Genomic DNA, 11918 nt, shown 5'->3' on the forward strand with positions numbered 1-11918 from the left:
AGGAATAACAGAATGAGGAAGGCGGTACTAGCGCTATCAATTGGCGCAATAATAGGTCTTACAGCTTGTGGAGACAACGAGACTCAACAGGCAGCACAGAAAGTTCAAGCCAGCGAAACTTCGCAAACACAAGTAGGACAAAAACTGTCGGCTGAAGAAACATACTTAGCACTGGTTGATAACTACTTTAATGATAAGTTAAAGCTAGAGCCTATCTATGCCACTTATGTTGGGGTTAATGATTATAACGACCAGTTTGGCGATGGATTATCAGATGCTTATCTTAAGCAACGTCACGATCTCAATACTCGCTACTTAAAAGAAGTTAAGAATATAAACAGGGACCAGCTACCTGATGCTTTAAAGCTGAGTTATGACATGTTCACCTATGATCGTAATGTTGCTTTAGCGGACGAAACGTTCCCAAATCACTTTATGCCGATGAACCAGTTTTATAGCACAGTGATCAGCATGGTGCAGCTTGGCAGCGGTGAAAGCGCACAACCTTTTAAAACAGTTGATGATTATCGTAACTGGGAAAAGCGTCTACAGGGCTTCATTGAGTGGCTTAAGCTTGCACAAGTGCGTATGGACGAAGGTATCGAGAGCAAAGTGGTACTGCCACGAGTACTCGTTGAGCGGATCATTCCTCAGCTTAGTGCGCAGTTAGTTGATAACGTAAGTGATAGCTTATTTTATACGCCGATAACGCTGATGCCCGATTCATTTTCAGAAGCTGATAAGCAAGCACTAACTCAAGAGTATAGCCAGTTAATTGGTGAACAGTTACTGCCTGAGTTGACAGGGCTGCGTGATTATTTTCAAAACACCTACCTTAAGTCGTCTCGTGCAACAGACGGTTGGTGGGGGCTACCTAACGGTAAAGTTTGGTATCAGCATTTAGCTAATACCCATACCACCACGACAATGCCAGTAGATGAGATCCATAAAGTGGGGCTTGAGGAAGTGGCACGCATTTTATCAGAGATGGATAAAGTACGTGTTCAAGTAGGTTTTGAAGGTGACTTAACTGCATTTTTCGCGTCACTATCATCCGAACCACAGTATTTCTTTACTGAACGCCAAGGGTTAGTTGATGGCTATATGGAGCTTAAAGATAAGATTAATATAGAGCTACCGAAATACTTTAACGTTATGCCAAAAGCGGATTACGTAGTTAAACCTGTAGAGAGTTTTCGAGAAAAGTCAGCCGCAGGCGCTTCGTATCAATCTCCTGCGGTTGATGGCTCACGTCCAGGTGTATTTTACATCAATACCTACAACCTAAAAGCGCAACCAAAGTGGGGAATGACTACCTTATCTTTGCATGAAGCAGCACCAGGGCACCACTTCCAGATTGCGATTAAGCAAGAGCTTACTGGTGTACCAGAGTTTCAGCGTTTTGGGGGGTATACTGCGTTTGAAGAAGGTTGGGCGTTATACGCGGAATACTTAGGTATTGAAATGGGACTGTTTGAAGACCCTTATCAGTATTTTGGTAAATTGTCTGACGAAATGCTGCGAGCGATGCGTCTAGTGGTTGATACAGGCCTGCATGCTAAAGGCTGGACTCGTGAGCAAGCCATTCAGTATATGAAAGATAACTCGCCAATGGCTGAGTCTGACATTATTGCTGAAGTAGAGCGCTATATGGCAATTCCTGGCCAAGCATTAAGTTATAAAGTGGGACAATTACAGATTTTAGCTCTTCGCGCAAAAGCTGAAAAAGAGCTGGGTGATAAGTTTGATCTAAAAGCGTACCACGACCAAATTTTGACTTCAGGTTCATTGCCAATGGAAGTGATGGAGTTAAAAGTGAACGATTGGATTGCAAAGCAAAAGTAACTTAATCAATCAGCAATAACCCTGCTGGGATGTACTGTGAAATTTGGTATATACTGGCAGGGTTTTATTTTGCCTAACAGGCAATAACAATTATTTTATGGGAGTAAACCATGGTACAAGCAACAGCAAGACACCTACTAGTTGATTCAGAAGCACAGTGTCTAGAACTTAAACAACAGATCCTTGATGGCGCTGATTTTGGTGATGTCGCGAAAGCTAACTCTTCTTGCCCATCTTCAGCCCAAGGCGGTGATTTAGGTTCATTTGGCCCAGGTATGATGGTTAAAGAGTTTGACGAAGTCGTTTTCAGTGCGCCTCTTAACGAAGTTCAAGGTCCTGTTAAAACACAATTTGGTTACCACCTATTAGAAGTAACAAGCAGAGGTTAACCTGTTTTTATTTCTATGTAAGGAATAAACATGCTCGAACTGTATACCGATAGACTTAGGTTAAGAACGGTTATTTCAAGTGATTGGAATAGTTTTTTATATATGCACTCAGATGAACAACTCAATGAGTTTGTACGTAAACCTCAACCCGAATCCGATATACGACAGAAGTTCGAGCGTGCGTTAGAACATCGTGAATTTGTTGAAGGCGAGTGGTTACTCACTATTATTGAGAATGCCCATACGCAAGATTTTGTTGGCTTTATTGGTCTGCAAAATAGCGACGTCGAAATGGGACAAATGCAGGTAGGATATATGCTTCATCCCGATGCCCAAGGTCAAGGCTTTGCCTGTGAAAGTTTACAGGCCATTGTCGATTGGGCTTGCTTATCCTATACACCGCATAAGTTTATAGCCTATTGTATTGAGCAAAATATTGCGTCAGCAAAAGTGCTGGAAAAGTGTGGCTTTGTGCGCGAAGGCTTGTTGCGTGAAAACTGCAAAATAGGCGACCAATGGTTTGATGATTGTCTTTATGGACTATTGGCTGCTCAAAGGTGTTAGAAAGCATGCACTCGCATGATTAATTGAGTGCTATAATGCCGTCAGATTTAGTTATTTAAGGCGAAATACAGTGAGTGCAGATACTCCAACACTGACATTAAAGTCAGGTGAAGAATACATCGAGTTATACAAAGTATTGAAAGTTCAAGGAATGATGAGTGCCGGTGGCGAAGCCAAGCACGTTATTTCTGAAGGACAAGTTACCGTAAATGGTGAAGTTGAAACCCGCAAACGCAAGAAAGTGGTTGCTGGTGAAGTGGTTAGTTTTAACGGCGAAAGCGTTAAAATTATTGCTGAGTAAGTGACAAAAGAGGATTAACATGCAATTTCCAGATGATGATAACGGTAAAATGCTTGAAGCCATGGCTGATGCAGGTATTGATCTATCACAGGCACTTGATGTCGATTTCTTCTTAGTTTTTGAAGATCAGCGTGATGCTGAATCAGCACTTGAAGAACTTGGTAAATCAGATCTTGAAGGTGAAATTGAACTCCTTCTAAACGATGAATCTGGTAAGTGGGAACTCATTGTTTGTCTCAACATGGTGCCTGCTTATGATGCTATCGTTGAACAAGAGATTAGCCTACATGAGTTTGCACAAGAGTTTGGTGGTATCACCGACGGATGGGGCGTGATGCAACATCAAGAAGGCGATGATGATTTCGCTGACGATGAACATGAGTGTAGCGACGATTGTAAGCACTAAAACAACTCGCGAAATCAATTTTGTATTAAGCCACTTATTTTAGTGGCTTTTTTGTGTCTGACAGATGAGAATGAGGACAATAGGAAAATAGAATAATTGCCACTGAAGGAGACAAGAATGGCAAGAATGATAAGTTTTGGGACGCCGGTTAACGATGCCGAACGTTGGGCATTTTCCTTGTTAGCTGATGAGTTACCAGAAGATTATATCCTTCTAACCAACGTTGAGATCCCAACAAAATCGGGTCAGGCGATGGAAGTTGATGCATTAGTAATAGGTGAGTGGGGCGTATATGTTGTCGACGTCAAAGGCTATATAGGCAGATTAGATGCGGGCCTACACGCTTGGTCATTAGACGGAAGAGAAGTTGATAATAGTCTAGCGAAAGCCAACTATGTTGCACGTGTGCTGGCGGGTAACGTCAAACACAAAATTCCGGTAGGGGTCTATGCGCCTTGGTGCCAGGGCATGGTATTTGTCACTGGACGTAAAGGTGAAGAAATTGAGCTGGAAAAACAGCAAGGCTCACTTAGTATCTATACGCCTAAACAAATTGTTGAAGCCCTTACCAAAGAATGGGGTCTTACTGCGCCTAAGAAGCACCAAGTTACCGATACTCAAAAAGAGTTGGTACTAGAAACGATTGGCCAAGTAGCTATCGTTGAAAAGCGCAATAATCAAATTCAAGACTTTACTAAGCTGCGCTGCCTGTTTATTCAAAGTGGGCTTGAGGTTTGGCAAGCTGAGTATAACCCTGGCGAATGGACTGCACCTTGGCTTTTAAAAGTGCTTATACCGACTCAGTTTGCCGATAGCGATCAGTCTGAAACCCATGAGATCCAATTAAGAAGTGAGTTTCAACGTTTACAATCTTTATCTGGATGTTGTGGTGTCCCTTATTGTGCACCGCTTATTCAAGATGGTGAGCAACTCGTATTGCCAATTCGTATGCCACGAGGTGTGCCGCTTAATGTGCTAGATTCTAAGCAGATGACCACTTACCAATTGCTTGAAATATTACGCCGAAGCGTTACTGGTTTGCAGCAAATTCATCGGCGTGGCTTTACCGTTGGTGGCTGGACAAGTAATTGTATCTTTGTGTCAGATATGGGCGATGTGGAGTTTATCGACATTAAAGACAACGTTAGTAGCAGCGAAGATATTAAGGCTTATGCCGAGGGATTTTTAGCCATTGCAGAGCAAACTAACCAACCGCGGGTTTATCAGTGGTACCGAGAAGCCGTCGCTGGGACGACAACAGATCTAGATGCGTTACGTAGCGATTTATCGGCATTGATTGACCATGGTGTATGTGACGCTGTGCCTGAAAAGATTGAAATTACTGCTGGGGCAATTATCGATCATCACTTTAAACTCGAGCAGTTTATCGCCGCTAAAGAAACTAGCCAGTTTTGGAGAGCCACTCATTTACAAGGGCAGTATCAGTGCGGGGTGTCTATTTACAGCAAAGTTGAAGCTAATTGGCCAATGCTTAGCAGTATTTATCGAACTTTGGCTAAGGTTTATCATCCTCATATTGAAAAGGTCTTGGCTTTTGGTCAGTTGCCCCAAAGCGAAAACTTGTTTATTGCACGGGCATGGGAATATGGTGAGTCGATTGATGAAGTGAAGGATATTCGTCTTGGTCAACCGTTAATGTGGTTCACTCAGTTGCTTACAGGCCTGCAGTACATGCACCAAATGGATATTTACCATGGTGCTATTTGCCCTAAAAATATAATCTGTAATCCGAATAAGGCTATTTTAGTCAACTTTGGTATTGGATTGGATATTGCTGCGAGTCATTATGCTTGCCAGTACGCTGACCCAACGCTGTGGGAAGTAGAAGGTGAAGCTGAAAGGGACCTATATGGCCTAGTTGCCAGCTTTATTGATGCTATGGCACCAGAGAGTCTGAAAGGAGACTTATGCCAAGCTGGGATCATTAATGCTCTTGAGGCGTTTGATAGAGAGTGGTTTGGCGAAAAACTGTATGATGTATGCCACAAAGTTCTTAACTTTGATCTAAGTGTTCATGCAGGTATGAATTACTTAGAGATGTTTGATTTAGCTGATAATGATCTCGTGTCTTAACATTATAATTATCAAAAAAAATCAACATTTTCACTGTCTATAAGGGCTAAATAACTCGAGCAGCCAGTCTATAAAAGATTGTACTTTTAAAGGAAGGTTGCTCGATTTTGGTGTTAATAAGTAATAGCGATAAGGGCTGGTGAAATCAGCTTTAAATGGGAGCACCAGTTTGCCATTTTTAAGCTCATCTTCAATAAAAAAACGTGGGATTAACGCAACTCCCATGCCACTGACAGCAGCTTGGCTGAGCATATAAAAATGCTCCACGCCAAACTTTTTCTCTGTGGTTAGTTCAAGGCCAACGCTTTTAGCCCACAGTTGCCATAAACCTGGCCTAGTTGTGTGCTGCAATAATGTCATTTGATTTATGTCATTAAGGCTGTTGAGGTTAGGAGCTAACTCCGGTGAGCAAACTAGACATAAATCCTCATCCATTAACGTTAATACGTTGGCAGCTTTAGGTACTGTAGTGGCGCTACGAATTGCGATGTCGTAATTGACTTTGTTAAAATCCACCTCAAAATCACCAATGGAAAGATCGACATAAAGGTGAGGGTAGCGCGACTTAAACTCTTCCATTCGCGGAATAAGCCAGCTTATCGTAAGGCTAGGTAATATATTAATCGCTAATGTTTGTGTTCTAAGCGGTTGGGTGATTAAGTCACTAGTAGCATTATTAATAGTTTGTAGCGCAGCCTGGGCATGCACGAAATAGCGCTCGCCTTCGTCGGTAAGCTTTAGGCTGCGATGTTGCCTGATAAACAAGGCGATACCCACATAATCTTCTAATTGTTTAACTTGTTTACTTATTGCCCCATGAGTGACAAATAGCTCCTTTCCTGCAAGCGTAAAACTCATTAATCGAGCCGCAGCTTCAAATGCTCTTAGTGCATTTAAAGGGGGGAGGTGTGAGTACATTAGTTCGCCCTTATTTTTATTTGTGTGAGATAAACTCACCTAAGCCAAACAATAACTCCTTTGAGTTTTTACTGCAAACGACGTTTAATAGCGCCATTAAAATTAATTATTAGTACATCATGACTTTAGACCTTACTTTCGAGATTATTGCACTGTTGTTTTTTGTTGCCATGTTAGCGGGTTTTATCGACGCTATTGCTGGTGGGGGCGGGCTGTTAACGATACCTGCACTTATGTGGGCAGGGTTGCCACCAACGGTAGCGTTAGCAACCAATAAGCTACAAGCTTGTGGTGGTAGTTTTTTTGCCAGTTTCTATTTTGTGCGTAAGGGCATGGTAAAACTCAGTGATATGAAGCTCAGTATAGGGTGTGCATTTATAGGCGCCGCACTCGGTACAATTGCAGTGCAGATGATTGATACCGCTTTTTTAGAAGTCTTTTTGCCTTTTTTAATGTTAGGTATTGGTGGTTACTTTTTATTTTCCAAGAGCATCAGCGAAAACGATAAACAACAAGTATTCGCGCCAACAACTTTTGCATTTACTGCCGCTTTAGCTGTTGGATTTTATGATGGTTTCTTTGGTCCCGGTACCGGTAGTTTCTTTGCGTTAGCCTTTGTATCCCTAGCTGGTTATGGTTTAGCTAAGGCCACCGCACATGCAAAAATCTTAAATTTCTCCACCAATATCGCCTCGCTCATTTTCTTTGCAATAGGTGGAAAGGTCTTTTGGATGCTCGGTGGTGTGATGTTAATTGGGCAAGCTATAGGTGCTACGTTAGGCTCTCGATTAGTGCTCACTAAAGGAACTAAAATTATTAAGCCTTTAGTGGTGGTTATGTCGATTGCTATGAGTGTTAAGCTGTTATCGAGTCAGTACGATCTATTTGCTTGGCTATAAATGATACTAAGATAGTTATCATTGAAGAGATTATCGTGAAAGGGGCAACATTGTTTACACAGAACACAACAATAAGATCACTGCTAAGCCAATCACAGTGGCGAGTCATTCTAGTATTGATGTGTTTTACGCTGCACTCTTCTATCGTTGTGGCTAAACCTATTGAGCGCACGGATTGGCAAGATTACTTTGATCAATATGACGCTAAAGGCACAATCATAGTGGTCGATCAGCGAGCGGAAAAAGAGCAATATTGGCTTTATAACGCAGATAGGGCTAAGCAACGTTTCTCGCCTGCATCTACCTACAAAGTTCCCTATAGTTTGTTTGCATTGGATGCAAATATAGTGACTGATGAGTTACAGGTTTTTAAGTGGGATGGCATTGAGCGTAGTTTTGCACCGCATAATCAAGACCAAACACTGCGCTCTACCATGCAATATTCGGCACTGTGGGTATTTGATATTTTTGCTAAGCAGTTAGGTGAAGCTAAGGCGCAGCAGTATTTAACTAAAATTAACTACGGCAATGCCGATCCGAGCATAGCAAGTAACGGCAGTTATTGGGTTGATGGTAAGTTAGCTATTTCGGCCACAGAGCAGGTTAAGTTTCTGCAAGCCTTATATCAAAACCAACTTCCTTTTAAGCAAGCTGATCAATTACTGGTTAAAGACTTGATGATAAATGAAACTGGTAAAGATCGGATTTTGCATGCCAAAACAGGTTGGCAAGGCCGCTATGGCTGGTGGGTCGGTTGGGTTGAATGGCCTATGGGGCCAGTTTTCTTTGCTTTAAATATCGATACGCCAAATCGTTTTCAAGATCTTTATAAGCGCCAAGCGATCACGCGTGCAGTGTTAAGCTCGATTCAGGCTTTACCCGCCAGTTAGATCTTAGGCATTAGCTTATTGGTGGGCTCATTATTGTTGAAGATTAAACAGTGGAACAACACCAATCACTCCGTCTTTAATTGTCTATTTAGCCTTTTCATTACCGTACATATTATCAAAACCGGGAATTCGCAGTTCCCAAGTTGGGATGCCTGTGCCGACAATTGATTTTAGTGTATCTATAAATAAGCGGGTTTTTATTGGTGCATCTCTATGGGGGTAGACTGCGTATATTGTACCAAAATCCTCTAATTGCAGATGGGTCATTATGGGGATTAATTGACCAGAGATAATCTCATCGCCAATCATTTGTGCGGTAACGACTGCTAGCATACTTCCGGCAATCGCAGTTTGAGTTAGCATTTCTAAATCATTGACTTTATAAGCGGCATTGAGCTTGAATTGCTTTTGCTGCTTGTTGTCAATATAAGTAAATTTATCAAGTAATAACCCGGGCGCAGCAAACACTGCAGCGGGTAAGTTTTCAAGTTGCTCTAAAGTTGTGATTGTTCCATGACGCTCAATAAAGGCTGGAGAGGCGACAATTAATAACCGGTTACGGGCAATTTTTTGACTAATTAAATTTGATGTCTTTGGCTTACCGACTCTAAAACCAATATCGAACCGCTCACCAATCATATCGATTAATCTATCTTCTAGGCGCAATTCTACTTCAGCTTCTGAATGTTGCTGCTGAAACATCAAGGCTGCTTGCTGCACATATTGCCTGCCAAATAGACTTGAGCTGGTGATCCGCAATAAACCTTTTGGTTGCGAATGATAGTTTTGTGCAATGAGATAACTATTGTTTAGCAGTGTTCGCAGGCTTTTGGCTTGATTTAACATCTCATCGCCAGCAGCAGTTAACGCCAGTGAACGGGTGGTGCGGTTGAGTAGCCTAACACCGAGCTCCTCTTCTAAGCGGCTAATTTGCTTTGAAATAACAGATCTATCTAAATTCCGCTGCTCAGCAACCTTAGTAAAAGAGCCGAGTTCAACGACTTCTAATAGCAATAATAATCGACTTGAAATGTCCATAAGCACCTATAAACTTCAATTGGTGCAAAAATAACATCAATAATGTGCCTATATTAGTATTTTTAATCATCAATAACAATTCTATAGTCACTCCATACCAAGAACAAAAGGATTAATTGCAGCAAAGGTCTTCTGCACTTAATCATCTTTTGTCTTTCTGAATACAATTATGAATTGAATGAGGTTACACATGAAAACACTATCTATTAGCACTGAAAATTACATTGCAACAGTTACGATTAACAACCCTCCGGTAAATGTATTAACTATTGATCTTATCAATGAAATTAATGCTTATGTTCTTTCACTAAAAGACAATCGTGACGTTAAAGTCGTAGTGTTTAAGTCATTGCATGAGCATTTCTTTTTAGCGCATTTAGATTTGAATGTCATTAATGGCACACAAGGCGGTCAAGCTGCATCAATTGAGTTTAATCACATGATTGCTAACATCAAGGCAATGAAGCAGTTATCGGTTGCAGTTGTTGATGGCGTAGCACGCGGCGGCGGTAATGAGTTTGTGATGGCATGTGACTTAGCGTATGGCACGGAAAACTCTGCTTTTGCTCAGCCTGAGGTGCACGTCAATATTCCAACCGGTGGTCAAGGTGCGGTGCAGTTTGCTAGACGTCTAGGTAAAGGTAAAGCATTACAGGCATTGCTGTTGGGCAATGATTTTACAGCTCAGCAAGCAGAAGCGCTCAATATCATCACTCAGTTTGTACCAAGTGCAGAGATAGAGGCATTTTTAACACAAATACTAGCCGTTATTTCTGGTCTGGAAGTGCGTGATATTGTTATGTACAAAGAGATTATTCATCGCTCAATTATCGATGAAGAAGCAGGTGCTGAACTCGAACTACGTTATTTCTTAGAGCGTGCAAAAGAGCAAAAAACGCAGGCTATCATTAGTGCTTTCTTAAAGCATGGCGGCCAAACAGAACGAGAAGCAAAAGATATTCAAGGTATTTTTGTTGATACCGCAGCAGAGCTCAGTAAGTGAAACCTTTCATGTTGCAAGGCATATAAATATAAGACTTGTCAAAATAGCCAGTTGTCATTGATAACTGGCTAACAGCGCTACTCTTTCCGCGATTTTTCTAATTAGTCACTTAGAATTCACTCGATAATAATGTCACCTAACATGCTGACAAGTAAGGCTTGTTAGCCGTAATTGTGTAAATAGTTTATCGCTTAACAATGTTGTTTATTCAGATAATGTGACTTAGATTGCATAGTGGTTTTTATAAAGTATGGATAAAGCCGCCAGTGTGCTAAAAAACGGCGTAATTATAATTTATAAACCTACTAATCAAACACTTATGAATACCAAATACACCATTATTGCTATGTTAATTGCATCCTCGTGTTCTTTTTCTACAATGGCAGCTCCCTTTTTAGCTGCCGATGGCGCAGCGTCAATAAATATGACTCAAACTGCTAATAGCTGGCTTGAAATTAATCTCACCCAATTTGACACCAATATTAAAGAGCTAAAAAATCACATTAAATCGAATGTGAAAGTGTGTGCAATCATGAAAGCCGATGCCTACGGCAATGGCATTGCGGGATTAATGCCAACAATATTAGCTAATAACATTCCTTGTATTGGCGTTACTAGTAATGAAGAAATTAGAATCGTGCGTGATGCTGGCTTTAGAGGTGAATTGATGCGAGTGCGCTCAGCGTCAATTGCGGAGATCCGTGAATCACTTCAATATGGTGTTGAAGAGTTTGTCGGTGATGTTAATCAAGCACAGCTTTTGTCTGCAATGGCCGCTGAACTTGGGAACCCTTTGAAGGTACATTTAGTGCTCAAAAGCGGTGGTATGGGAAGAAATGGTGTTGATGTAAGCACTGATGCGGGGCTTGATGAAGCATTGACTATTGCAGCTACAAGCAATCTTGAAGTCGTTGGCATCATGACGCATTTCCCCAACTATAACCGTGATGAAGTGTTAGCTAAGTCAAAATCATTTTACGATAGTGCGTTACAGGTCATTGAAAAATCGGGGCTTGAGCGTAATGAAATCACGATTCATGCAGGCAACTCTTATGTTGCTTTAAATGTACCAGAAGCGCATTTTGACATGGTGCGTCCAGGTGGTGTGCTTTTTGGTGACCAACCTACTAATCCTGAGTTTCCGCCTATTTTTACTTTCAAAACCCGTATCGCAGCACTGATAGATTTACCAAAAGGTGCAACAGTCGGTTATGACTCTACTGTGACGCTTAAACGTGATTCAATTCTTGCAAACTTACCCGTGGGATATAGTGATTCATTTCCACGTAAAATGGGCAATACAGCCGATGTGTTGGTTAATGGTCAGCGTGCTAAAGTCACCGGTGTCATTTCAATGAATACAGCAATGATTGATGTTACTGACTTGGCTGGTGTTAAGGAAGGAGATGAAGTGGTTCTGTTTGGTTATCAAGGGCAGGAAAGTATTTTAGCGCCGGAGTTTGAAAAGAACGCAGAGGTTATTTTTCCTGAAATCTATACCCAATGGGGACAAACTAACCCGAGGGTTTACATAAAGTAGCTGCTAAGCGGCTGGATTGCTGTGTAGCAAA

At 41.5% G+C, this 11918-nt stretch carries 12 protein-coding genes; 10 read left to right on the top strand and 2 right to left on the bottom strand.

Annotated features, from left to right (window positions below; all coding sequences use genetic code 11):
- The first annotated feature begins 12 nt into the window (after nt 1-12).
- The 6 genes from AB4298_RS11515 to AB4298_RS11540 all read left to right on the top strand — a co-directional run bounded on the left by AB4298_RS11515 (nt 13) and on the right by AB4298_RS11540 (nt 5599).
- Nucleotides 13-1845, top strand: a complete 1833-nt coding sequence (locus AB4298_RS11515) for a DUF885 domain-containing protein (RefSeq protein WP_249000508.1) — start codon at nt 13-15, stop codon at nt 1843-1845.
- 110 nt (nt 1846-1955) lie between these two features.
- Nucleotides 1956-2234, top strand: a complete 279-nt coding sequence (locus AB4298_RS11520; RefSeq protein WP_220780756.1) for a peptidylprolyl isomerase — start codon at nt 1956-1958, stop codon at nt 2232-2234.
- A gap of 30 nt (nt 2235-2264) precedes the next feature.
- Complete coding sequence (locus AB4298_RS11525) at nt 2265-2798, top strand: GNAT family N-acetyltransferase (protein WP_371986812.1); 534 nt, start codon at nt 2265-2267, stop codon at nt 2796-2798.
- Nucleotides 2799-2868: 70 nt separating this feature from the next.
- Nucleotides 2869-3099, top strand: coding sequence for an RNA-binding S4 domain-containing protein (locus AB4298_RS11530; RefSeq protein WP_248469372.1), 231 nt, complete (start codon nt 2869-2871; stop codon nt 3097-3099).
- 19 nt (nt 3100-3118) lie between these two features.
- Entirely contained in the window at nt 3119-3505 is a 387-nt protein-coding gene (locus AB4298_RS11535; RefSeq protein WP_371986813.1) for a ribonuclease E inhibitor RraB, read from the top strand.
- A gap of 117 nt (nt 3506-3622) precedes the next feature.
- Nucleotides 3623-5599, top strand: a complete 1977-nt coding sequence (locus AB4298_RS11540; protein ID WP_371986814.1) for a nuclease-related domain-containing protein — start codon at nt 3623-3625, stop codon at nt 5597-5599.
- 30 nt (nt 5600-5629) lie between these two features.
- Here the strand turns inward: AB4298_RS11540 and gcvA are convergent, their stop codons facing one another.
- On the bottom strand, nt 5630-6517 hold the full coding sequence (gene gcvA, locus AB4298_RS11545) for a transcriptional regulator GcvA (protein WP_371986815.1): 888 nt from the start codon (nt 6515-6517) through the stop codon (nt 5630-5632).
- 119 nt (nt 6518-6636) lie between these two features.
- Between gcvA and AB4298_RS11550 the strand changes: the two genes are divergently transcribed.
- Nucleotides 6637-7416: a TSUP family transporter gene (locus AB4298_RS11550; RefSeq protein ID WP_249000502.1), complete on the top strand. Its 780-nt coding sequence runs from the start codon at nt 6637-6639 to the stop codon at nt 7414-7416.
- Nucleotides 7417-7535: 119 nt separating this feature from the next.
- The gene (blaOXA, locus tag AB4298_RS11555) at nt 7536-8306 is read left to right on the top strand and encodes a class D beta-lactamase (RefSeq protein WP_371986886.1); all 771 of its coding nucleotides are present in this window, start codon (nt 7536-7538) and stop codon (nt 8304-8306) included.
- A gap of 84 nt (nt 8307-8390) precedes the next feature.
- Here the strand turns inward: blaOXA and AB4298_RS11560 are convergent, their stop codons facing one another.
- On the bottom strand, nt 8391-9344 hold the full coding sequence (locus AB4298_RS11560; RefSeq protein WP_371986816.1) for a LysR family transcriptional regulator: 954 nt from the start codon (nt 9342-9344) through the stop codon (nt 8391-8393).
- A 190-nt stretch (nt 9345-9534) separates the two neighbouring features.
- Here AB4298_RS11560 and AB4298_RS11565 point away from each other — a divergent pair, with 190 nt between their 5' ends.
- Together AB4298_RS11565 and alr are read left to right on the top strand one after the other, a co-directional pair.
- Nucleotides 9535-10347, top strand: a complete 813-nt coding sequence (locus AB4298_RS11565) for an enoyl-CoA hydratase/isomerase family protein (protein WP_371986817.1) — start codon at nt 9535-9537, stop codon at nt 10345-10347.
- Between the two features lie 319 nt (nt 10348-10666).
- Nucleotides 10667-11887, top strand: coding sequence for an alanine racemase (gene alr / locus AB4298_RS11570; RefSeq protein WP_371986818.1), 1221 nt, complete (start codon nt 10667-10669; stop codon nt 11885-11887).
- Nucleotides 11888-11918: the final 31 nt, after the last annotated feature.

Origin of the sequence: Shewanella sp. 10N.261.52.F9 (assembly GCF_041471165.1) — a bacterium.
Classification (GTDB): Bacteria; Pseudomonadota; Gammaproteobacteria; order Enterobacterales; family Shewanellaceae; genus Shewanella; species Shewanella marinintestina.

Excerpts from the sequence above, each read along its gene's own strand:
- AB4298_RS11515 (WP_249000508.1), top strand. The coding sequence starts at position 13 with ATGAGGAAGGCGGTACTAGCGCTATCAATTGGCGCAATAATAGGTCTT.
- AB4298_RS11520 (WP_220780756.1), top strand. The coding sequence starts at position 1,956 with ATGGTACAAGCAACAGCAAGACACCTACTAGTTGATTCAGAAGCACAG.
- AB4298_RS11525 (WP_371986812.1), top strand. The coding sequence starts at position 2,265 with ATGCTCGAACTGTATACCGATAGACTTAGGTTAAGAACGGTTATTTCA.
- AB4298_RS11535 (WP_371986813.1), top strand. The coding sequence starts at position 3,119 with ATGCAATTTCCAGATGATGATAACGGTAAAATGCTTGAAGCCATGGCT.
- AB4298_RS11540 (WP_371986814.1), top strand. The coding sequence starts at position 3,623 with ATGGCAAGAATGATAAGTTTTGGGACGCCGGTTAACGATGCCGAACGT.
- gcvA (WP_371986815.1), bottom strand. The coding sequence starts at position 6,517 with ATGTACTCACACCTCCCCCCTTTAAATGCACTAAGAGCATTTGAAGCT.
- AB4298_RS11550 (WP_249000502.1), top strand. The coding sequence starts at position 6,637 with ATGACTTTAGACCTTACTTTCGAGATTATTGCACTGTTGTTTTTTGTT.
- blaOXA (WP_371986886.1), top strand. The coding sequence starts at position 7,536 with ATGTGTTTTACGCTGCACTCTTCTATCGTTGTGGCTAAACCTATTGAG.
- AB4298_RS11560 (WP_371986816.1), bottom strand. The coding sequence starts at position 9,344 with ATGGACATTTCAAGTCGATTATTATTGCTATTAGAAGTCGTTGAACTC.
- AB4298_RS11565 (WP_371986817.1), top strand. The coding sequence starts at position 9,535 with ATGAAAACACTATCTATTAGCACTGAAAATTACATTGCAACAGTTACG.
- alr (WP_371986818.1), top strand. The coding sequence starts at position 10,667 with ATGAATACCAAATACACCATTATTGCTATGTTAATTGCATCCTCGTGT.